The 22,965-nt window shown below is 65.0% G+C and carries 17 protein-coding genes and 1 tRNA gene; all 18 read right to left on the bottom strand.

Annotated features, from left to right (window positions below):
* Positions 1-44 precede the first annotated feature (44 nt).
* Entirely contained in the window at positions 45-2,153 is a 2,109-nt protein-coding gene (fusA, locus tag KF708C_RS33125) for an elongation factor G (RefSeq protein ID WP_059416023.1), read from the bottom strand.
* 117 nt (positions 2,154-2,270) lie between these two features.
* A complete protein-coding gene (gene rpsG, locus KF708C_RS33130; RefSeq protein WP_017224519.1) occupies positions 2,271-2,741 on the bottom strand; it encodes a 30S ribosomal protein S7 in 471 nt (156 codons plus the stop codon).
* Positions 2,742-2,965: 224 nt separating this feature from the next.
* Positions 2,966-3,343, bottom strand: coding sequence for a 30S ribosomal protein S12 (gene rpsL / locus KF708C_RS33135; RefSeq protein ID WP_006162330.1), 378 nt, complete (start codon positions 3,341-3,343; stop codon positions 2,966-2,968).
* Between the two features lie 371 nt (positions 3,344-3,714).
* On the bottom strand, positions 3,715-5,571 hold the full coding sequence (gene recQ, locus KF708C_RS33140) for a DNA helicase RecQ (RefSeq protein WP_020206077.1): 1,857 nt from the start codon (positions 5,569-5,571) through the stop codon (positions 3,715-3,717).
* Between the two features lie 142 nt (positions 5,572-5,713).
* Entirely contained in the window at positions 5,714-6,496 is a 783-nt protein-coding gene (gene pcaD / locus KF708C_RS33145) for a 3-oxoadipate enol-lactonase (RefSeq protein WP_059416025.1), read from the bottom strand.
* A 42-nt stretch (positions 6,497-6,538) separates the two neighbouring features.
* On the bottom strand, positions 6,539-6,823 hold the full coding sequence (gene catC / locus KF708C_RS33150; protein ID WP_020206075.1) for a muconolactone Delta-isomerase: 285 nt from the start codon (positions 6,821-6,823) through the stop codon (positions 6,539-6,541).
* Positions 6,824-6,875: 52 nt separating this feature from the next.
* Positions 6,876-7,922, bottom strand: coding sequence for a cyclase family protein (locus tag KF708C_RS33155; protein ID WP_059416027.1), 1,047 nt, complete (start codon positions 7,920-7,922; stop codon positions 6,876-6,878).
* 98 nt (positions 7,923-8,020) lie between these two features.
* Positions 8,021-8,317: a YciI family protein gene (locus tag KF708C_RS33160; RefSeq protein WP_059416029.1), complete on the bottom strand. Its 297-nt coding sequence runs from the start codon at positions 8,315-8,317 to the stop codon at positions 8,021-8,023.
* 62 nt (positions 8,318-8,379) lie between these two features.
* Complete coding sequence (locus KF708C_RS33165) at positions 8,380-9,720, bottom strand: short-chain fatty acid transporter (protein WP_020206072.1); 1,341 nt, start codon at positions 9,718-9,720, stop codon at positions 8,380-8,382.
* Between the two features lie 442 nt (positions 9,721-10,162).
* Positions 10,163-14,407 (bottom strand): DNA-directed RNA polymerase subunit beta', encoded by a 4,245-nt coding sequence (gene rpoC / locus KF708C_RS33170; RefSeq protein ID WP_020206071.1) that lies wholly within the window; start codon positions 14,405-14,407, stop codon positions 10,163-10,165.
* A 123-nt stretch (positions 14,408-14,530) separates the two neighbouring features.
* Positions 14,531-18,637 (bottom strand): DNA-directed RNA polymerase subunit beta, encoded by a 4,107-nt coding sequence (rpoB, locus tag KF708C_RS33175; protein WP_059416031.1) that lies wholly within the window; start codon positions 18,635-18,637, stop codon positions 14,531-14,533.
* 445 nt (positions 18,638-19,082) lie between these two features.
* Entirely contained in the window at positions 19,083-19,457 is a 375-nt protein-coding gene (gene rplL / locus KF708C_RS33180) for a 50S ribosomal protein L7/L12 (RefSeq protein ID WP_020206069.1), read from the bottom strand.
* 70 nt (positions 19,458-19,527) lie between these two features.
* Positions 19,528-20,055: a 50S ribosomal protein L10 gene (gene rplJ / locus KF708C_RS33185; RefSeq protein ID WP_029044255.1), complete on the bottom strand. Its 528-nt coding sequence runs from the start codon at positions 20,053-20,055 to the stop codon at positions 19,528-19,530.
* A gap of 425 nt (positions 20,056-20,480) precedes the next feature.
* Positions 20,481-21,176, bottom strand: coding sequence for a 50S ribosomal protein L1 (gene rplA / locus KF708C_RS33190; RefSeq protein WP_020206067.1), 696 nt, complete (start codon positions 21,174-21,176; stop codon positions 20,481-20,483).
* A complete protein-coding gene (rplK, locus tag KF708C_RS33195; RefSeq protein ID WP_006162338.1) occupies positions 21,177-21,608 on the bottom strand; it encodes a 50S ribosomal protein L11 in 432 nt (143 codons plus the stop codon).
* 166 nt (positions 21,609-21,774) lie between these two features.
* Positions 21,775-22,356 (bottom strand): transcription termination/antitermination protein NusG, encoded by a 582-nt coding sequence (nusG, locus tag KF708C_RS33200; RefSeq protein ID WP_029044254.1) that lies wholly within the window; start codon positions 22,354-22,356, stop codon positions 21,775-21,777.
* Between the two features lie 10 nt (positions 22,357-22,366).
* Positions 22,367-22,747, bottom strand: coding sequence for a preprotein translocase subunit SecE (gene secE / locus KF708C_RS33205; protein ID WP_020206065.1), 381 nt, complete (start codon positions 22,745-22,747; stop codon positions 22,367-22,369).
* 59 nt (positions 22,748-22,806) lie between these two features.
* Positions 22,807-22,882: transfer RNA gene (locus tag KF708C_RS33210), tRNA-Trp, on the bottom strand.
* Positions 22,883-22,965 lie beyond the last annotated feature (83 nt).

Below are 22,965 nucleotides of genomic sequence, written 5' to 3' on the forward strand. Positions count from 1 at the left end.
TCATTGCACCGCCGCGCGGGTCGCGCGCGGCGGTTAAGCTTTACTTACTTGCCCTTGGCCGCCATCACCGCTTCGGCGATGTTCTTCGGCGCCTCGGCGTAGTGCTTGAATTCCATGGTGTACGTGGCGCGGCCTTGCGTGGCCGAGCGCAGCGACGTCGAATAACCGAACATTTCCGACAGCGGGACTTCAGCCTTGATGATCTTGCTGCCGCCCACCATGTCGTCCATGCCCTGCACGATGCCGCGGCGGGACGACAGATCGCCCATCACGGTACCCGTGTAGTCTTCCGGCGTTTCCACTTCCACGGCCATCATCGGCTCGAGCAGAACCGGGCTGGCCTTGCGCATGGCGTCCTTGAACGCCATCGAGCCGGCCATGCGGAACGCGTTTTCGTTCGAGTCCACGTCGTGGTACGAACCGAACGTCAGCGTGACCTTCACGTCCACCACGGGGAAGCCAGCCAGGATACCGGCCGGCAGCGTGTCGACGATGCCCTTTTCGACCGCCGGGATGTATTCGCGAGGAATCACGCCGCCCTTGATGGCGTCGATGAATTCGAAGCCCTTGCCCGGCTCTTGCGGTTCCAGCGTGATCACGGCGTGACCGTACTGGCCGCGGCCGCCCGACTGCTTGACGAACTTGCCTTCGACGTCCTCGGCCTTCTTGCGAATGGTTTCGCGGTAGGCCACCTGCGGCGCGCCGATGTTGGCTTCCACGCCGAATTCGCGCTTCATGCGGTCGACCAGAATTTCGAGGTGGAGCTCGCCCATGCCCGAAATGATGGTCTGACCCGATTCTTCATCGGTACGCACGCGGAACGACGGATCTTCGGCGGCCAGGCGGTTCAGGGCGATGCCCATCTTTTCCTGGTCGGCCTTGGTCTTCGGCTCGACGGCCTGCGAGATCACCGGCTCCGGGAAGATCATGCGCTCGAGCACGATCGGGGCAGCCGGATCGCACAGCGTATCGCCCGTGGTGGCGTCCTTCAGGCCCACCGCGGCGGCGATGTCGCCGGCCAGCACTTCCTTGATTTCTTCGCGCTGGTTGGCGTGCATCTGCAGAATACGGCCCAGACGCTCCTTCTTCTGCTTCACCGGGTTGTACACGGTGTCGCCCGAGTTGATCTTGCCCGAGTACACGCGGAAGAAGATCAGCTGGCCGACGAACGGGTCGGTCATGATCTTGAACGCCAGCGCCGAGAACTTCTCGCTGTCGTCGGCCTTGCGCTCGAGCTTCTTCTCGTCGTCGCTTTCGTCCACGCCCTTGACCGGCGGGATGTCGACCGGCGACGGCAGGAAGTCGATCACGGCGTCGAGCATGCGCTGCACGCCCTTGTTCTTGAACGCGGTGCCGCACAGCATCGGCTGGATTTCGCAGGCGATGGTACGGTCACGCAGCGCCTTGACGATCTCGGCGCGGGTCAGCTCTTCGCCGCCCAGGTACTTTTCCATCAGCTCTTCGCTGGCTTCGGCGGCGGACTCGACCATCTTCTCGCGCCATTCTTCAGCGGTAGCCTGCAGCTCGGCCGGGATGTCCTGGTATTCGAACTTCACGCCCTGGCTGGCTTCGTCCCAGATGATCGCCTTCATTTCCAGCAGATCGACCACGCCCTGGAAGCCGTCTTCAGCGCCGATCGGCACCACGACGGGCACCGGGTTGGCCTTCAGGCGGGTCTTCAGCTGGTCGTAGACCTTGAAGAAGTTCGCGCCGGTACGGTCCATCTTGTTGACGAAGGCCAGGCGCGGCACGCCGTACTTGTTGGCCTGACGCCAGACGGTTTCCGACTGCGGCTGCACGCCACCCACTGCGCAGTACACCATGCACGCGCCGTCCAGCACGCGCATGGAACGCTCCACCTCGATGGTGAAGTCCACGTGGCCCGGGGTGTCGATGATGTTGAAGCGGTGTTCGGGATAGTTGCCGGCCATGCCCTTCCAGAAGGCGGTGGTCGCAGCGGAGGTGATCGTGATGCCACGCTCCTGCTCCTGCTCCATCCAGTCCATCGTGGCGGCGCCATCATGCACTTCACCGATCTTGTGGTTCACACCGGTGTAGAACAGGATGCGCTCGGTCGTGGTGGTTTTACCCGCGTCAATGTGAGCCGAGATACCGATATTGCGGTAGCGCTCAATGGGAGTCTTACGAGCCACTTTAATCCTCTATTCGTCCGTGAGGCGCCGGCATCTCATTGCCAGCGCCCGTAACACAAACGGGCGAGCGTGTCGTGACACAGCCCGCCCGGCAACCAACGACGTAACCCGCGCGCCTTAGAAGCGGAAGTGCGAGAACGCCTTGTTGGCTTCGGCCATGCGGTGCACTTCGTCGCGCTTCTTCATCGCGCCGCCGCGGCCTTCCGATGCTTCCAGCAGCTCACCTGCCAGGCGCAGCGCCATCGACTTCTCGCTGCGTTTTTTCGCGGCCTCGCGCAGCCAACGCATCGCCAATGCCAAACGACGCGACGGACGGACTTCGACCGGAACCTGATAGTTGGCGCCGCCCACGCGACGGCTCTTCACTTCGACCACCGGCTTCACGTTGTTGATGGCAACGGAAAACACTTCGACGGGGGCCTTGCCTGCCTTCTTTTCGATCTGGTCGAACGCGCCGTAGACGATGCGTTCGGCAACCGACTTCTTGCCGTCCAGCATCAGCACGTTCATGAACTTGGCAACTTCGACGTTACCGAACTTCGGATCAGGCAGAATTTCCCGCTTGGGGACTTCACGACGACGTGGCATCTTCTTTCCTTTAGATTCAGTTGAGAGCGCGGCACAGATTTCCCGCTCTCCGGCCACCAACTAGCTTGCCTTCCATTCAGGCAAATTCGCCGGGTGACCACTTACTCGACGGCACGGCGCGAAAAACGCTCCGTTGTACCGCCGCCTGGTGACAGCACCATGACGCAACCGCCACAGGCCATCGGTTATGGCTTCGGGCCTCGGCCCAGGCTGCAAACCTTGACTTAGGCAGCCTTCGGACGCTTCGCGCCGTACTTCGAACGAGCCTGGCGGCGATCCTTCACGCCTTGCAGGTCGAGCGAGCCACGGACGATGTGGTAGCGCACACCCGGCAAGTCCTTCACACGGCCGCCGCGGATCAGCACGACCGAGTGTTCCTGCAGGTTGTGGCCTTCACCGCCGATGTACGAGATGACCTCGAAACCGTTGGTCAGGCGCACCTTGGCGACCTTACGCAGTGCCGAGTTCGGCTTCTTCGGCGTCGTGGTGTACACACGGGTGCACACGCCGCGACGCTGGGGGCAGTTCTCAAGCGCCGGGCTCTTGCTCTTGACGACTTCAGAGACGCGCGGCTTGCGAACCAGTTGGTTGATAGTTGGCATTGTTCAATCCAGCTTGGTTTTACGAAAAACACCCCTCCGCCACAAGCAATGGGCCGGAAGGGCAACGACGGGTTTTGGGCGGGAAAGGTGAGCGGGCGCTCTTGAGACGGGACCTGTGGAAGTACAGACGGCCAAAGAGCGCGAGCTCGCCGGGGATCCCGCTGCGACCACACCACCGGAGACATCGTCGATCCCCCGGCAGGCTTGCCGATTGCGGACCGGAGGCCACAAATCCGACAGGCGAGCGAAATCCAAAGCCAAAAACTCGAATCTGACATGCTAGCAGGGCAATCGCAAACGGTCAAGCGGGTATACGTATACGTTCCCCTATGCCGACCATGCCGTCGACATGCGCCGTTGCCGGCCGGCCGCTACACCGCGCCGAGCGTCTCGAGGATCGCGTCACCGTAGCGCTCGAGCTTGGCCGCGCCGATGCCGGGCACCTCGGCCAGCGCCGCCAGCGAGTCCGGCGCGCTGCGCGCCAGCTCGGCCAGCGTGGCGTCGTGGAAGATCACGTAGGCCGGCACGCCGTGCTCGCGCGCGGTGTCGGTGCGCCACTTGCGCAGCGCTTCCCAGTTGGCCAGCGCGTCGGCGTCCATGCCGGCGGTGTGGTCGGTGCGCGTGCCGCTGCCGCCGCGCGCGGCGCGCTCGCCGCTGCGCCCGGGCTTGCTGGCCTGCCGCCGCAGCGTGATCGGCATCTCGCCCTTGAGCACCGCGCGCGCGGACTCGCCCAGCAGCAGCGAGCCGTGGCCGCCGTGGTCGATCACCAGCAGGCCGTGCGCGATCAGCTGGCGGAACACCGCGTGCCACTCGGACACCGAGCGCTCGGCGCCGATGCCGAACGTGGAAACCTTGTCGTGCCCCCACTGGCGCACTTTCTCCGAGGCGTTGCCGCGCAGCACGTCGACCAGGTGCGTGGCGCCGAAGTGCACGCGGCTGGCCTGCGCGGTGCGGTAGACGCAGGACAGCGCCATCTGCGCCTCGCGCGTGCCGTCCCAGGTGGCGGGCGGCTCCAGGCAGGTGTCGCAGTTGCCGCACGGCTCGCTGGCTTCGTCGAAGTAGGCCAGGATGCGCACGCGGCGGCAGCCGGCGGTCTCGCACAGCCCGAGCAGCGCGTCGAGCTTGGCGGACGACACGCGCTTGTGGGCCTCGTCCGCCTCTGACTCGTCGATCATGCGCTTCTGCTGCACCACGTCGCCCAGGCCGTAGGCCATCCAGGCGTTGGCGGGCAGGCCGTCGCGGCCGGCGCGACCGGTTTCCTGGTAATAGCCTTCCATGCTCTTGGGCAGGTCCATGTGGGCAACGAAGCGCACGTCGGGCTTGTCGATGCCCATGCCGAAGGCGATGGTGGCCACCATGATGACGCCCTCTTCCTCGCGGAACCGCGCCTGGTGGTGCTGGCGCACGCCGGCGTCCATGCCGGCGTGGTAGGCCAGCGCGTTGAGTCCCTGGCTGTTGAGCCAGCTCGCGGTTTCCTCCACCTTCTTGCGCGACAGGCAGTAGACGATGCCGCTGTCGTGGGTGCCGTCCGCGGCGAGGTGCTCGGCCTTGATGAAGGACAGCAGCTGCTGGCGCGCATTGTCCTTCTCGACGATGCGGTAGCGGATATTGGGGCGGTCGAAGCTGGAGACGAAGACGCGCGCGTCATGCAGCGACAGGCGCTCGACGATCTCCTCGCGCGTGACCGAGTCCGCGGTGGCGGTGAGCGCGATGCGCGGCACGTAGGGGAAGCGCTCGTGCAGCACCGACAGCTGGATGTATTCCGGGCGGAAATCGTGCCCCCACTGCGACACGCAGTGCGCCTCGTCGATGGCGAACACGCCGATGCGGGTACGCTCGAGCAGGTCCTGGAAGCGCGGCGTCATCAGCCGCTCGGGCGCCACGTAGAGAATCTCGAGCCGGCCGGCGAGCAGGTCGCGCTCGACCGCCGCGGCCTCGGCGCCGCTGAGCGTCGAGTTCAGCACGGCGGCGTGCACGCCGGCCTCGGTCAGGGCCGCCACCTGGTCCTGCATCAGCGCGATCAGCGGCGACACCACGATGCCGGTGCCCTGCCCCGCGCGCTGGCGCAGCAGCGCCGGAATCTGGTAGCACAGCGACTTGCCGCCGCCGGTGGGCATCAGTACCAGGCAATCGCCGCCGTCGGCCACATGGTCGATGATCTCGGCTTGGCGGCCGCGGAAGGCGTGGTACCCGAAAACATCCTTGAGAATCGCCAGCGCGCGCGACATAGGGAAACGATAGCGGTGAAGCCGGAAAAGCCCCGGCAAGCCGGAAAGGCGTAACCATACCACTAAGGGCCCGGCACGGACGTTTCCAACCGTTGCGCGCCCGCGCGGCGCCGGCCATCCCGCCGGCGCCGCGGCGCCCGCTTCAGCCCTGCAGGAAGTCCAGCACCGCCCGGGCGAACGGCTCGGCCTGCTCCAGGTTCGAGAGATGCGCGGCCGGCGCCAGCTCGACGTAGCGCGCGCCGGGAATGGCCTGCGCCAGGAAGGCGCCGTCACGCGGCGGCGTGGGCAGGTCGTTGGCGCCGGCGATCACCAGCGTCGGACGCGTGATGGCCGCCACGGCCTCGCGCAGGTCCGAGTCGCGCACCGCGCGGCAGTTGGCCGCATAACCGGCCGCGTCGGTGGCGCCCAGCATGGCCAGCAGCGATGCCACCAGCGCCGGCTGCTGCGCGGCAAACCCGGGCGTGAGCCAGCGCTCGACCACGGCCGCGGCGATCGACGCCACGCCGTCGCGCTCGACCGCCGCGGCGCGGTTGGTCCAGTTCTCGGGCGGGCCGATGTAGGCCGCGGTATTGCTCAGCACCAGGCGGTCGATGCGCTGCGGATGATGCACGGCGAGCCACATGCCGGTGATGCCGCCCATCGACAGGCCGCAGAAATGCGCGCGCGCGATCTGCAGGTGGTCGAGCAGGCCGATCACGTCCTGGCCCAGCTGCGCGATGGTGTACGGGCCCGGCGTGACCGAGGACGCGCCGTGGCCGCGCGTGTCGTAGCGCAGCAGCCGGAAGCGCTGCGAGAACGCGGCCACCTGCGGCTGCCACATGTCGAGATTGGTGCCGAGCGAGTTGGACAGCACGAGCACCGGCAGGCTGGCGTCGCCGTCGAGGCGATAGTGCAGGCGGACGTCGGGTAGGTCTGCGTAAGGCATGGTGTGCGGGACTCCGGTGGATCGGTGGGTTGGCGGCGCGGCTCAGTTCTGCGCGATGGCCGAGCCGTGCTGCGCCAGCGCGGTCACGGTGATGTCCATGTACGGATAGAGCGGCAGCGAGGTCAGCAGCGTGTGCAGCTCGTCGTTGTCCTTGACGTCGAAGATGCTGACATTGGCGTACTGGCCGGCCACGCGCCACAGGTGGCGCCACTTGCCTTCGCGCTGCAGCTTCTGCGACAGCGCCTTTTCATCGGCCTTGAGCTTCTCGACGAACTGCGTATCGAGCGAATGCGGGATGCGGACGGTCATTTCTGCCATGAACAACATGAATATCTCCTGGGCTTGGCGGTACGTCGTATTTCGTGCGTTGAATGAAAGGTCACACCGTGGCGACCGGCGTCAGCGGCGAGCCGAGCGCGCCGGGCAGCCGCAGCGGCGGCGCGCTGAGGAAGAAGCGCGTGCGGCCGTTGGCGCGCAGCCAGCCGGCCAGCTCGCGCAGGTACCACAGCTCGCCCAGCGGCAGGCCGAGCTTGAACAGGCAGTGGTGATGCAGCGGCAGGGCCGGCGCGGCGCCGCTGGCCGGGCGCGCGGGAAAGCGCTCGACCGCGTAGTTGTCGGCCGCCAGCGCGGCGATGCCGCTGTCGGTGATCCATTGCAGCAGGCGCTCGTCGCGGCCGTCGAGCGCGGCGCAGCTATGGTGCAGGCGCTCGGCGTCGGGCGTGCCGTTCATCTCCAGCACCATCTCGGCAAAACCCGTGCGCAGCACCAGGATGTCGCCCTCGCCGATCTCCACGCGGTCGGCCTCGATCACGCGCATCAGGTCGTCGTAGCCGAGCGTGGCGAACCCGCGGCCGTGGTATTCGGCGACGTCCAGCAGCACGCCGCGGCCCTGGATGCCGTGCGCGGCGAAATGCTCGATGCCCAGCGCCGCGGCGTGGCTGTGGTCGTGGCCGCACGGATGGGCGGCAAACCCGTCGGCCTCGGCGTAGTCGACCGGGCCGACGATGTCCTGGTTGGGGCGGAAGCCGTTGTAGTAGACGCGCTCGGCCACGCCGTCGCCGTCGGCGTCGAACAGCGCGCCGACGTGGGCCAGCGAATCCCATTGCGTCGAGTACTGCAGCGACAGCAGGACCTGGTCGTCGCTGAGCACGTCGAGCGCGTTGGCGTCGACCTTGGCCAGCGGGAAATTGACGTAGGCGATGCCGTCGCGAAAGGTCGGGCGCAGCTGCGGCGGATGGCGCCGCACGTTGAGCGCGTTGCCGCCCGGCAGGTCGAGCGGCAGCGAGAGGCAGAAGGTGTTGCCGGTGCGGATCTCGCGCGCGGCGTCGCGCACCTTGTCCGGCGTGATCAGATTGAGGCGACCGAGCTGGTCGTCAGGGCCGAACTCGCCCCAGTTGGAGCCGTCCGGCCGGTTCTTCCATCGCATGTTGGTCTCGGGTCGTTGCGCCGGCGGGCGCCTGCGCGGGCAGGGCGCCGCGGGCCGGCAGGCGGGCGGCGCGGTGGCCGCTCAGGTGCGGGACAGGCTCACAGATAGCATGTGCCGCCGAGGTAGGCCTTGCGCCAGCGCGTGATGCGCACTTCGCCGAACAGGCCGGCCAGGGCGAACGGATCGGCGTCGATAAAGGCCTGCGTGGCTTCGCGCGTGTCCAGGTCGACGATGTAGAAGCCGCCGCCGGCATCGCTGCCGTCGTCGTTGAGCTTGGCGCCGCAGGCCAGCAGCAGCGCCTTGTTGGCCTCGAGGTAGGCGAGATGGGCGGCCCGGCTGGCCTGGCGCACCGGTTGGTGCGCGGGCTTGTCCCAGGTTTCGATCAGGAACGGCATGGTGGTCTCCTCTGCGCGATTCGGTTTCGACGGGTTGGCTGGCGGTGCGAGGCGGGCCGGCTTCAGCCGATCTGCGCGCCCCACAGCAGCAGCGCGCCGATATACACCAGGCCGACCCAGAACATCATGATCACGGTGTAGCCCATCACGTCCTTCAGGCTAAGCTTGGACAGCGCCAGCGCGGGCAGGATCCAGAACGGCTGCACGAGGTCGTTCCAGGCGTTGCCCAGCATCACCGACATCGAGGTCTGGCTGATCGAGCTGCCGATGGCCTTGGCGGCGTCGATCATGAACGGTCCCTGGATCACCCAGTGGCCGCCGCCGGACGGTGCGAAGAAGTTGATGACGAAGGAGCTGATCAGGCCCCAGAACGGCAGCGTCTGCGGCGTGGCGATGTCCACGAACACGCGCGAGATGCTGTCGACCAGGCCCGAGCCGGCCATGATCGCCATGATGCCAGCGTAGAACGGATACTGCAGGATGATGCCCGAGATGGTCTTGATGCCTTCGTTGAGCTTGGCCACGTAGTTGACCGGCGTGCCCAGCAGCAGCACGCCCAGGAACAGGATCATGAAGTTGATCAGGTTCAGGTCGAGCGAGCCGCCCGCGCGGAAGTACAGCACGGCGTAGCCCACGCCGCACAGGCCGATGGCCAGGCTCAGCAAGCGGCTGTGGTTCAGCCGGGCGGCCACGGTGCCATCGCCGCCGAGGCTGTGGCCGGAACCCTGCGCGGTGTCGGCAGCGCTGGCCTCGGGCTTGATCTCGACGACGTCGGCCGGGTTGCGCGGGTGCAGCCAGGCATTGAGCAGCGGCAGCGTCACCAGGACCACCAGGCTGGTCAGCAGCATCGGCAGCGAGAAGATGGTCTCGGACAGCGGCACCACGCCCATCGACTTTTCGAGTGGATGGCCCGGCGTGGAGATGAGCACCGGGATGCTGGCCGACAGGCCCAGCCCGTACATGGTGAAGCCGCTGTACGCGGCGGCGATGATGAGCGGGTAATGCACACCCCGCACCTTGGTGGCGAGCTTCTTGGCGATGATGCCGCCGATCACCAGGCCGAAGCCCCAGTTCAGGTAGCTGCCGATGGCGCCCACCAGCGTGGCGACGATCACCGCGCCGCGCGGCGTGTGCACGGCGCCGACGATGCGGTCGAGCAGGCGGTCGGTCAGCGGCGCGGCGGCGAGCACGTAGCCCATCGCCAGGATCACCGCCATCTGCGTGGTGAACGCCAGCAGGTTCCAGAAGCCCTTGCCCCAGCTCAGGATCACCGCCGGGGCGGGCTGGCCCTCCAGCAGGATCGCCATGACCATCGTCAGCAACGTCAGCGCGATGGCGAAAACGAAAGGATCCGGCAAATACCGGCGCATCAGTTCGGTAAAGAAACCTGCGATCTTGCTCACTGCGTGTCCCCACAAATGATGATTTTTGTCGCCTGTAGAACTTGCGTTCTTCTCTCGAACAAATCGGCGATTTGCGTGGATGCTAGGAGCAACGATGCGGAGGGTCAAGTCAATGAGCACGCTATTTCATTTCTTATTCAGCAATAATTCGGCGGCATTTTCCATAAGTACGTTCAAGTCGACGGCTTCTGACCGTATCCCTCGGCATCCCGCGGCATCCGGCCGAATTCGCGAAAAAACGGCGCGCTGCCCGCGCCGCGCGGCTGAAAGCCCGGCGAAAGCGCCATGAAAGGCAACCGAAAGACAGGACAAGGCCAGCGGCAGGCGCTGCGCAAGCGCCGGACGAAAAAAAGCCCGGCTCGAAAGCCGGGCTTTTCCACTTCTGCTGCTATTGCCTTTCGCGCTGACTTGGGCAGGCGTCAGGAAAACACGGTCAATGCGATCAGACCGCGTCGCCCTCGCCTTCCGTCGTCGCCGGCACCACCGGCGGCTCGATGAAGAGCGACTGCTCTTCGTCGGAGATCGCCTGGGCGCGTTCGCGCTCGGCCGCCTCGCGCGCCTTGCGGGCGCGGTGGTAGGCCAGGCCGGTACCGGCCGGGATCAGACGGCCGACGATCACGTTTTCCTTCAGACCGCGCAGGTCGTCGGTCTTGCCCATGATCGCGGCTTCGGTCAGCACGCGCGTGGTTTCCTGGAACGATGCCGCCGAGATGAAGCTGTCGGTCGACAGCGACGCCTTGGTGATACCGAGCAGCAGGTTCTCGTACGTGGCCGGACGCTTGCCTTCGGCGATCACGCGGTCGTTCTCGTCGAGCAGTTCCGAGCGCTCCACCTGTTCACCCGGGATGAACTTGGTGTCGCCCACATCCGAGATCTGCACGCGGCGCAGCATCTGGCGCACGATCACTTCGATGTGCTTGTCGTTGATCTTCACGCCCTGCAGACGGTACACGTCCTGCACTTCGTCGACGATGTAGTGCGCCAGTTCCTCGATGCCCTTCAGGCGCAGGATGTCGTGCGGGTCCGCCGGACCTTCCACGATCATTTCGCCCTTGTTCACCACCTGACCGTCGTGGACCAGGACCTGCTTTTCCTTGGCGATCAGGAACTCGTGGGCGTTGCCGTCCAGGTCGGTGATCACCAGGCGTTGCTTGCCCTTGGTGTCCTTGCCGAACGAAGTCGTGCCGGTGACTTCCGCCAGCACGGCGGCGTCCTTCGGCGAACGGGCTTCGAACAGCTCGGCCACGCGCGGCAGACCCCCGGTAATGTCGCGGGTCTTCTGCGATTCGGTCGGGATACGCGCGAGCACTTCACCCACGTGCACCTGCTGGCCGTCCTTCACGGTGATCAGCGCGCCGACCTGGAAGCCGATGGTCACGGAGTGGTCCGTGCCCGGAATCTTGACTTCCTGGCCATTCGCGTCGAGCAGCTTCACCTGCGGGCGCAGGCCCTTGGTGGCGGCCGTGCGGCGCTTGGCGTCGATCACCACGAGGGTCGACAGGCCGGTGACTTCGTCCATCTGCTTGGCGACGGTCACGCCTTCTTCGACGTTCTCGAACTTGGTCGTGCCGGTGTACTCCGACACGATCGGGCGCGTCAGCGCGTCCCACGTCGCGAGCTGCGTGCCGGCCTTGATGGCCTGGCCGTCCTGCACCAGCAGCGTCGCGCCGTACGGGATCTTGTGGCGCTCGCGCTCGCGGCCGTGGTCGTCGGTGATCAGCGCTTCACCCGAACGCGAGATGACGATCAGCTCGCCCTTCGCATTGGTGACGTAGCGCATGGTCGCCGTGAAACGCACGGTACCGGTTGCCTTCGCTTCCACGCTCGATGCCACTGCCGCGCGCGATGCGGCGCCGCCGATGTGGAAGGTACGCATGGTCAGCTGCGTGCCCGGCTCGCCGATCGACTGGGCGGCGATCACGCCGACCGCTTCGCCGGAGTTCACCAGTACGCCGCGGCCGAGGTCGCGGCCATAGCACTTGCCGCACAGGCCGTAGCGCGTGTCGCACGACAGCGGGGTGCGCACCTTGACTTCGTCCACGCCGAGGGCGTCGATCAGGTCGACCAGGTCTTCGTCCAGCAGGGTGCCGGCTTCGATCGCGGTTTCCTGGGTTTCCGGGTTCACCACGTCGGTCACCGTCACGCGGCCGAGGATACGGTCGCGCAGGGCTTCGATCACTTCACCGCCTTCGACCAGGGCCTTCATGGCCACGCCGTTGGTGGTGCCGCAATCGTCTTCCACCACCACCAGATCCTGCGTCACGTCGACCAGACGGCGGGTCAGGTAACCCGAGTTGGCGGTCTTCAGTGCCGTGTCGGCCAGGCCCTTACGGGCGCCGTGGGTGGAGATGAAGTACTGCAGAACGTTCAGGCCTTCACGGAAGTTCGCCGTGATCGGCGTCTCGATGATCGAGCCGTCAGGCTTGGCCATCAGGCCCCGCATGCCGGCCAGCTGACGGATCTGCGCGGCGGAACCGCGCGCGCCCGAGTCGGCCATCATGTAGATCGAGTTGAACGATTCCTGCTTGACGGTGTTGCCGTTGCGGTCGACCACGTCTTCATGCTGGAGCTGCTCCATCATCGCCTTGCCCACCTGGTCGCCGGCGGCGCCCCAGATGTCCACGACGTTGTTGTAGCGTTCCTGGTCGGTCACCAGGCCCGACATGTACTGCTTGTCGTATTCCTTGACCTTGGCGGCCGCGTCGCCAATGATCTTTTCCTTCTGCGGCGGCACCAGCATGTCGTCGATGGCGATCGAGATGCCGGCGCGCGTGGCCAGGCGGAAGCCCGACTGCAGCAGCTTGTCGGCGAAGATCACGGTCTCGCGCAGGCCGCACTTGCGGAACGCGGTGTTGATCAGGCGCGAGATTTCCTTCTTCTTCAGCGGCTTGTTCAGCACCGAGAACGGCAGGCCCTTCGGCAGGATCTCGGACAGGATCGCGCGGCCGACCGTGGTGGCCTGCAGCGTGATCTTGGGTGCGAAGCGGGCGTCGCCCACGGCGTCCTTGTCCACCAGCTCATACTCGGTGATGCGCACGTTCACGCGGGAAGCCAGCTCGACTTCCTTGTTCTCGTAGGCGCGGATCACTTCGCTGATGTCGGCGAAGGTCAGGCCTTCGCCGCGGCCGTTGATCTTGTCGCGGGTCGTGTAGTACAGACCCAGCACCACGTCCTGCGACGGCACGATCGAGGGGTCGCCGTTGGCCGGGAACAGCACGTTGTTGGAGGCCAGCATCAGCGTGCGGGCTTCCATCTGCGCTTCCAGCGACAGCGGGACGTGCACGGCCATCTGGTCGCCGTCGAAGTCGGCGTTGAACGCCGCGCAGACGAGCGGGTGCAGCTGGATGGCCTTGCCTTCGATCAGCACCGGCTCGAACGCCTGGATGCCCAGGCGGTGCAGCGTCGGCGCGCGGTTGAGCATGACCGGATGCTCGCGGATCACCTCTTCGAGGATGTCCCACACCACCGCGGTCTGGCTTTCCACTTCCTTCTTCGCCGCCTTGATGGTGGTGGCGATGCCCATCGTTTCCAGCTTGTGGAAGATGAAGGGCTTGAACAGCTCGAGCGCCATCAGCTTGGGCAGGCCGCACTGGTGCAGCTTGAGCGTCGGGCCCACCACGATGACCGAACGGCCCGAGTAGTCGACGCGCTTGCCCAGCAGGTTCTGACGGAAACGGCCGCCCTTGCCCTTGATCATTTCGGCCAGGGACTTCAGCGGACGCTTGTTGGCGCCGGTCATCGCCTTGCCGCGACGGCCGTTGTCCAGCAGCGAGTCGACCGCTTCCTGCAGCATGCGCTTTTCGTTGCGCACGATGATTTCAGGCGCCTTCAGCTCCAGCAGGCGCTTGAGGCGGTTGTTGCGGTTGATGACGCGGCGGTACAGGTCGTTCAGGTCCGAGGTCGCGAAGCGGCCGCCGTCCAGCGGCACCAGCGGACGCAGCTCGGGCGGCAGCACCGGCAGCACTTCCAGGATCATCCACTCGGGCTTGATGCCCGAGCGCTGGAACGCCTCGAGCACCTTCAGGCGCTTGGCGAACTTCTTGATCTTGGCTTCGGAGCCGGTGGCCTGCAGCTCGGCGCGGATCTGTTCGATCTGCTTCTCGATGTCGATGCCGCGCAGCAGCTCACGGATGCCTTCGGCACCCATCATGGCGACGAACTCGCCCTCGCCGTACTCGTCGCACTTGGCCAGGTAGTCGTCCTCGGACATGATCTGGCTCTTCTTGAGCGGGGTCATGCCGGGCTCGAGCACCACGAATGCCTCGAAGTACAGCACGCGCTCGATGTCGCGCAGCGTCATGTCGAGCACCATGCCCAGACGCGACGGCAGCGACTTCAGGAACCAGATGTGCGCGGTCGGCGCGGCCAGTTCGATGTGGCCCATGCGCTCGCGGCGCACCTTGGCCAGCGTCACTTCGACGCCGCACTTCTCGCAGATCACGCCGCGGTGCTTGAGGCGCTTGTACTTGCCGCACAGGCACTCGTAGTCCTTGATCGGGCCAAAGATCTTGGCGCAGAACAGGCCATCGCGCTCGGGCTTGAACGTGCGGTAGTTGATCGTTTCCGGCTTCTTGACTTCACCGTACGACCACGAACGGATCTTCTCCGGCGAGGCCAGGCCGATCTTGATCGCGTCGAACTGCTCTTCCTGCTGAACCTGCTTAAAGAGATCGAGCAATGCTTTCATTGCAACTCCTTGTTTCGCCGCAACCCCGAAATCCCTTCGGGGCCACGGCATTCATCCTGTGGGAAAACCGTAGCTGGCAACCGGCGGGAGGCTGGCCGCGACCGGCCTCCCGCGCGCTCTCGATCAGTAGCGATCGAGGTCGATGTCGATACCCAGCGAGCGGATTTCCTTCACCAGCACGTTGAACGATTCCGGCATGCCGGCATCGATCGAGTGCTCGCCCTTGACGATGTTCTCGTAGACCTTGGTCCGGCCGTTCACGTCGTCGGACTTGACCGTCAGCATTTCCTGCAGCACGTAGGAGGCGCCGTATGCTTCCAGCGCCCACACTTCCATTTCACCGAAACGCTGGCCACCGAACTGCGCCTTGCCGCCCAGCGGCTGCTGCGTCACCAGCGAGTACGGGCCGGTCGAACGGGCGTGCATCTTGTCGTCGACCAAGTGGTGCAGCTTCAGCATGTGCATCACGCCCAGCGTGACCGGACGCTCGAACGCTTCGCCGGTGCGGCCGTCGAACAGCGTGACCTGCTGCTTGGAAGCGGTCAGGCCCTTCTCCTTCGCGATCTCTTCCGGATAGGCGAGGTCCAGCATGCGGCGGATTTCGTCCTCATGCGCACCATCGAACACCGGCGTCGCGAATGGCACGCCCTTCTTCAGGTTCTCGGCCAGTTCCAGGATTTCCGAATCCGACAGGCTGTCGAGGTCTTCGACCTTGCCGCTCTCGTTGTAGATCTGCGTGAGCAGCTTGCGCACTTCGGCTGCCTTGGCCTGCGCCTTCAGCATGTTGCCGATGCGCTCGCCCAGGCCGCGCGCGGCCCAGCCCAGGTGGGTTTCCAGAATCTGGCCCACGTTCATCCGCGAAGGCACGCCCAGCGGGTTGAGCACGATGTCGGCGGGCGTGCCGTCGGCCATGTAGGGCATGTCTTCGATCGGGGTGATCTTGGACACGACACCCTTGTTGCCGTGACGGCCTGCCATCTTGTCGCCAGGCTGCAGGCGGCGCTTGACGGCCAGGTACACCTTGACCATCTTGATCACGCCCGGCGGCAGTTCGTCGCCCTGCGTGAGCTTCTTGCGCTTCTCTTCGAAGGCCAGGTCGAACTCGTGGCGCTTCTGCTCGATGGCTTCCTTGACGGCTTCGAGCTGGGCGGCGACTTCCTCGTCGGCCGGGCGGATGTCGAACCAGTGGTACTTGTCCAGGTCGGCCAGGTACTCGCGGGTCAGCTTGGCGCCCTTGGCCAGCTTCTTCGGACCGCCGTTGACGGTCTTGTCGAGCAGCAGGCGTTCCAGACGCTGGAAGGCGTCGCCTTCGACGATGCGCAGCTGGTCGTTCAGGTCCAGGCGGTAGCGCTTGAGTTCGTCGTCGATGATCGACTGGGCGCGCTTGTCGCGCGTCACGCCTTCGCGGGTGAAGACCTGGACGTCGATCACGATGCCGCTCATGCCCGAGGGCACGCGCAGCGAGGTGTCCTTCACGTCCGAAGCCTTCTCGCCGAAGATCGCGCGCAGCAGCTTTTCTTCCGGCGTGAGCTGGGTCTCGCCCTTCGGCGTGACCTTGCCCACCAGCACGTCGCCGGCTTCCACTTCGGCACCGATGTAGGTGATGCCGGACTCGTCCAGGCGCGCCAGCTGCGCTTCGGCGAGGTTGGAGATGTCGCGCGTGATTTCTTCCGGTCCCAGCTTGGTGTCGCGGGCGACGACCGACAGTTCCTCGATGTGGATCGAGGTGTAGCGGTCTTCGGCGACCACGCGTTCGGAGATCAGGATCGAGTCTTCGAAGTTGTAGCCGTTCCACGGCATGAACGCCACCAGCATGTTCTGGCCGAGCGCGAGCTCGCCCAGGTCGGTCGAGGCGCCGTCGGCGATCACGTCGCCGCGGGCGACGAAGTCGCCGACCTTGACCATCGGACGCTGGTTGATGTTGGTGTTCTGGTTCGAGCGCGTGTACTTGATCAGGTTGTAGATGTCCACGCCGACTTCGCCGGCCACGGCTTCGTCGTCGTTTACGCGGATCACGATACGCATCGCATCGACGTAGTCCACCACGCCGCCACGGGTCGCCTGCACGGCGGTGCCCGAGTCGACCGCGACGGTGCGCTCGATGCCGGTGCCCACCAGCGGCTTGTCCGGACGCAGGCAAGGCACGGCCTGGCGCTGCATGTTCGCGCCCATCAGTGCGCGGTTCGCGTCATCGTGCTCGAGGAACGGCACCAGCGAGGCTGCCGCCGACACGATCTGCGACGGCGCCACGTCGATGTACTGCACGCGGTCCGGCGTGACCATGCGGGTTTCACGCTCGCTGCCTTCACGCGACGACACCAGTTCGTCGATGAGGGTGCCGTCGGCGTCGACCGTCGCGTTGGCCTGCGCCACCACGTACTTGCCTTCCTCGATCGCGGACAGGTAGTCGACCTGGTCGGTCAGCTTGCTGTCGACGACCTTGCGGTACGGCGTTTCCAGGAAGCCGTACTCGTTCAGGCGCGCATACAGCGCCAGCGAGTTGATCAGGCCGATGTTCGGGCCTTCCGGCGTTTCGATCGGGCACACGCGGCCATAGTGGGTCGGGTGCACGTCGCGCACTTCGAAGCCCGCGCGCTCGCGGGTCAGGCCGCCCGGGCCCAGTGCGGAGACGCGGCGCTTGTGCGTGATCTCGGACAGCGGGTTGGTCTGGTCCATGAACTGCGACAGCTGCGACGAACCGAAGAACTCGCGGATGGCCGAGGAGATCGGCTTCGAGTTGATCAGGTCGTGCGGCATCAGGTTCTCGGTCTCGGCCTGGCCCAGACGTTCCTTGACGGCGCGCTCCACGCGCGACAGGCCGGCGCGGAACTGGTTTTCGGCCAGTTCGCCGACGCAACGCACACGGCGGTTGCCCAGGTGGTCGATGTCATCGACCTCGCCCTTGCCGTTGCGCAGGTTGACCAGGATCTTGATGGTCTCGAGGATGTCCTCGTCCTGCAGCACCATGCTGCCTTCGCCGCTCGGGCGGCCCAGGCGGCTGTTGACCTTCATGCGGCCGACGCGCGACAGGTCGTACGACTCTTCGCTGTAGAACAGGCGCTGGAACAGCGCTTCCACTGCGTCTTCGGTCGGCGGCTCGCCGGGACGCATCATGCGGTAGATGGCGATACGCGCGGCGGTCTGGTCGGCGGTGTCGTCCACGCGCAGGGTCTGCGACATGTACGGACCCTGGTCCAGGTCGTTGGTGTACAGCGTCTGGATCTGCTTGACGCCGGCTTCGCGCAGGTTCTCCAGGACGGTCTCGGTGAGCTCTTCGTTGGCGTTGGCGATCACCTCGCCGGTGTCCGGGTCGATGATGTTCTTGGCCAGCACGCGGCCCAGCAGGTAGTCTTCCGGCACGCTGATGAGCTTGGTGCCGGCCGAGTCCAGGTCGCGGATGTGCTTGGCGTTGATGCGCTTGTCCTTCTCCACCACGACGCGGCCGTTCTTGTCGGCGATGTCGAAGCGCGCGACTTCACCGCGCAGGCGCTCGGGCACGAACTCCATCTGCGCGCCTTCGGCCTGCAGCGTGAAGTTGTCGAACACGAAGAAGTGCGCCAGGATCTGTTCGGGCGTCAGGCCGATCGACTTGAGCAGGATCGTCACCGGCATCTTGCGGCGGCGGTCGACGCGGAAGTACAGGATGTCCTTCGGGTCGAACTCGAAATCGAGCCACGAACCGCGGTAGGGGATGATCCGGGCCGAGAACAGCAGCTTGCCCGAGCTGTGGGTCTTGCCCTTGTCGTGCTCGAAGAACACGCCGGGGGAACGGTGGAGCTGCGAGACGATCACGCGCTCGGTACCGTTGATCACGAACGAACCGGTCGACGTCATGAGCGGAATTTCGCCCATGTAGACTTCCTGTTCCTTGACTTCCTTGACCTTGCCCGGATTTTCCCGATCGTTGATGATCAGGCGCACCTTGGCGCGCAGGGCCGAGTGGAAGGTCAGGCCACGCTGTTGACATTCCTTGACGTCGAACGGCGGGTTGGAGAGGTGGTAGGAGACGAACTCCATACGGGCGAGCCCGTTGTGCGACACAATCGGGAAGATTGCGCTGAATGCCGCTTGCAGGCCCTCTGTTTTGCGACGCGAGGGTGGCGTATCCTCTTGCAGAAACTGAGTGTAGGATTCAATCTGAGTGGCAAGCAGGAAAGGAACCTGGTGAACCGTCGCGCGCTTCGCAAAACTTTTGCGAATGCGCTTCTTTTCGGTGAAGCTGTACGCCATGGGATCTCCGAATCATCGCAGGGCTGGCTGGACCTGGCGCAGCACCTGAGGTGTTCAGCGACTGGGAGGGGATTTGGCGGTTGGCCGCTACCAACCTCTGGCTGACGGTGCCCGCACGCTGCGAGCCGGCAGCTACGACGCGATGCGCCATGCCGGCTCGGGGGACACCCGACCAAACTTGTCTTCTGCAGTCGGTTCAGAAGACAAACATCAGCAACCGTTTAGTGTGCCACTGATGTTTGGCCTCTGCTGAAGCTTAGGAAATTACCTAGCTTTCAAGCATCGTTTACGCCACTTCTTGCGCCATACTCTGGCGACTTGTCCGATTTATCCGCGCTCCAGGTGTCGTATAAAACACACTTCGCAGAAGCGCAAAAAGGCTGGCGCCGGGAAACTCCCTTTGCCAGCCCCATCCGCGTGCCGCGAAATGGCACGCGAGCACAGCTTACTTGATTTCGGCCTTTGCGCCTGCGTCTTCCAGCTTCTTCTTGGCTTCGGCTGCAGCAGCCTTGTCCACGCCTTCCTTGACGGGCTTCGGTGCGCCATCGACCAGGTCCTTGGCTTCCTTCAGGCCCAGGCCGGTGATTTCGCGCACGGCCTTGATCACGCCAACCTTGTTGGCGCCGATTTCGGCCAGGATCACGTTGAACTCGGTCTGCTCTTCGGCAGCGGCAGCACCGCCGGCGCCCGGGGCAGCGGCCACGGCCATTGCAGCGGCGGACACGCCGAACTTTTCTTCGAACGCCTTGACCAGGTCGTTCAGTTCCATCACGGACATCGCGCCTACGGCTTCGAGGATGTCGTCTTTGCTGATTGCCATTTGTTACTCCTGCTAGATTTGATTCGGTATCGGTAATGCGATCTTTTAAGCCGGGCTGCGGGCTTGCGCCTTAAGCAGCCGCGCCTTCGCTCTCGGCGGGGGCGGCTTCGCCCTCGCCCTTCTTGGCGGCCAGTGCAGCCAGCAGACGGGCGAAGCCCGACACCGGTGCCTGCATCACGCCAAGCAGCTGAGCAATCAGTTCGTCACGGCTCGGGATCGAGGCCAGTGCCTTGACGGCAGCAGCATCGAGCACGTTGCCGTCGTACGACGCTGCGCGCAGAACCAGCTTGTCGTTGGTCTTGGCAAAGTCGTTCAGAACCTTGGCCGACGACACTGCATCTTCGGAAATACCGTAGATCAGCGGGCCGGTCATTTGCTCTGCGAGGCCTGCAAACGGCGTGCCTTCCACGGCGCGGCGGGCCAGCGTGTTCTTCAGAACGCGCAGGTACACGCCTTGCTCGCGGGCCTTGGCGCGCAGCTTGGTCAGATCGCCAACCGCAATGCCGCGATATTCGGCCACGACGATGGTCTGGGCTTTGGCGACTTGCGCCGAAACCTCAGCAACGACGGCCTTCTTATCTTCAATATTGAGTGGCACGGTTAAGCTCCAAAACGATGCTTGTCCCCCGGATCGTCCGGGGCACGCACATCAGTCCAAACGAACGGCGTCCGATTGGCCCGAATCACCCGGGTCGTTGCCCGGATTCATCAATCCCTCGGGTGCGCCATCTGCGCTGGTGGGGCGGGAGGCGCCGCAGCCGGGTCAAACACCCCGCCACACACGCTCCGCCCGATTAAGGCAAGCCGGCCAGACTTCGGCCGCGCCCGCCACCAGCGGTCTTTGATAACCAGTGGTGCCTGCCTGCTTGCGCCGGCGGGCACCACTGCCCAAAGCCTTGCTCTCCGCGGCTGCCGCGCCTGTTGGGGCGCCGCTGCGGCCGGGGAGACGACCCCGGCCTGGGCCGGGATCCTCGATTCTTTACCCCGGGCGACGTTATCGGGTCCGCCCGGTGTCTGTCAGCCTCAGGCCGACAGCGAGCCCTGTTCCACGCGCACGCCAACGCCCATCGTGGACGACACGGCGATCTTGCGCAGGTACACGCCCTTGCTCGTGGCCGGCTTCGACTTCACCAGCGCTTCGATCAGCGCGTTCAGGTTGCTCTTCAGCGCGGCGTCGTCGAACGAGCGGCGGCCGATGGTGGCGTGGATGATACCGGCCTTGTCGACGCGGTACTGCACCTGACCGGCCTTGGCGTTCTTCACGGCCTGGGCCACGTCGGGCGTCACGGTGCCGACCTTCGGGTTCGGCATCAGGCCGCGCGGGCCCAGGATCTGGCCCAGCGTACCGACGACACGCATGGTGTCCGGCGAGGCGATCACCACGTCGAAGTTCAGGTTGCCGGCCTTGACTTGCTCGGCCAGGTCTTCCATGCCGACGATGTCGGCGCCGGCTGCCTTGGCAGCTTCAGCCTTTTCGCCTTGCGCGAACACAGCCACGCGCACCGACTTGCCGGTACCGGCAGGCAGCACCACGGAGCCGCGGACCACCTGGTCCGACTTCTTCGCATCGATGCCGAGCTGCACGGCCACGTCGATCGATTCGTCGAACTTGGCCGATGCGCATTCCTTCACCAGGCCCAGGGCCTCGTCGATCGGGTAGAACTTGGTGCGCTCGATCTTCGCCTTGTTGGCGGCTGCGCGCTTCGAAAGCTTAGCCATTTACAGACCCTCCACGGTGATGCCCATCGAACGCGCCGAGCCGGCGATGGTACGCACGGCGGCGTCCAGGTCGGCGGCGGTCAGGTCAGCGTTCTTTGCCTTGGCGATTTCTTCAGCCTGGGCGCGGGTGATCTTGCCGACCTTGTCGGTGTGCGGCTTGGCCGAACCCTTGGTCAGGCCGGCGGCCTTCTTGATCAGCACGGTCGCCGGGGGCGACTTCATCACGAACGTGAAGCTCTTGTCGGCGAAGGCGGTAATCACCACCGGCACCGGCAGGCCGGGTTCCATGCCCTGGGTCTGCGCGTTGAACGCCTTGCAGAACTCCATGATGTTCAGGCCGCGCTGACCCAGTGCCGGGCCCACGGGCGGGGAGGGATTTGCCTTACCAGCCGGAATCTGCAGCTTGATAAAGCCAATGATCTTCTTGGCCATCTTTACTCCAATCCGGATCCTTCGCTTGTCGAACGGATCCTGTTGAGTCGTAACGCGCTGTCGCCGTGCCGCTGGCACGACCTCACGCTCCTCTTTGGGCGCGGTCGCGAGGACCCCGCCCTATTCGTCCGCCGCCGCCCTTACGGGCCGGCGACGGGCAAAATCCTTAAACCTTCTCGACCTGGCCGAACTCGAGCTCGACCGGCGTGGCGCGGCCGAAGATCGTGACCGAGACGCGCAGGCGCGATTTCTCGTAGTTCACTTCCTCGACATTGCCGTTGAAGTCGGTGAACGGGCCGTCCTTGACGCGCACCATTTCGCCCACTTCGAACAGCGTCTTGGGACGCGGCTTCTCGACCCCTTCCTGCATCTGGGTCATGATCTTGTCGACTTCCCGCTGGGAAATCGGGCTCGGGCGATTGCGTGCGCCACCCACGAAACCCGTGACCTTGCTGGTGTTCTTCACCAGGTGCCAGGTCTCGTCGGTCATTTCCATCTCGACCAGCACGTAGCCGGGGAAGAAACGGCGCTCGGTGACGGACTTCTGGCCGCCCTTGATCTCGATCACTTCTTCCGACGGCACCAGGATGCGGCCGAACTTGTCCTGCATTTCCGCGCGGTCGATGCGCTCCTGCAGCGCGCGCTGCACGCTCTTTTCCATGCCGGAATAAGCGTGCACCACATACCAGCGCTTCTTCGACGAAGGCGATTCCGCTGCGGGGACTTCCTGTTGTGCGTTATCCGTCATGTTCTATCCTTCATTTCCAGCCAAGCACGAGCGAAAAGATGACCCACTCGATGAGCTTGTCCGCAGACCACAGGAACACGGCCATGATCACGACGAAGACAAACACCAAGCCCGTCATCTGACCGGCTTCCTTGCGGGTAGGCCAGACGACCTTGCGGACTTCGCGATAGGATTCCTTGGCGAATCCGATGAAGTCCTTGCCCGGCGCCGAGACCAGCGCGACCACCACGCCCAGTGCGATGCCGCCGAACAGCGCGGCGCCGCGCACATAGGAAGGCTGCTGTGCCAGGGCATAGAAACCGATGACGCCGGCAACCACCAATAGCACCGCTACGCCCAGCAACCACTTGCCGCTGGAGGCATTGACGGTTTCGACGTTGGGATTGGCCATGTTTCGCAAACGAGACTAAGCCGCGTCACGATACTGTATCGCGACGCGGCTGATTGAATTGGCAGGGGCAGAGGGAATCGAACCCCCAACCTTCGGTTTTGGAGACCGACGCTCTGCCAGTTGAGCTATACCCCTAAAACAACTTTGGGGTCGGCGCTGACGCCAACCCCTCTGGCAACGGATACGGCCGGTTGGTGCCGTACCCGCTGATCGACCTT

This window comes from Cupriavidus basilensis, from assembly GCF_000876015.1.
Lineage (GTDB): Bacteria > Pseudomonadota > Gammaproteobacteria > Burkholderiales > Burkholderiaceae > Cupriavidus > Cupriavidus basilensis_B.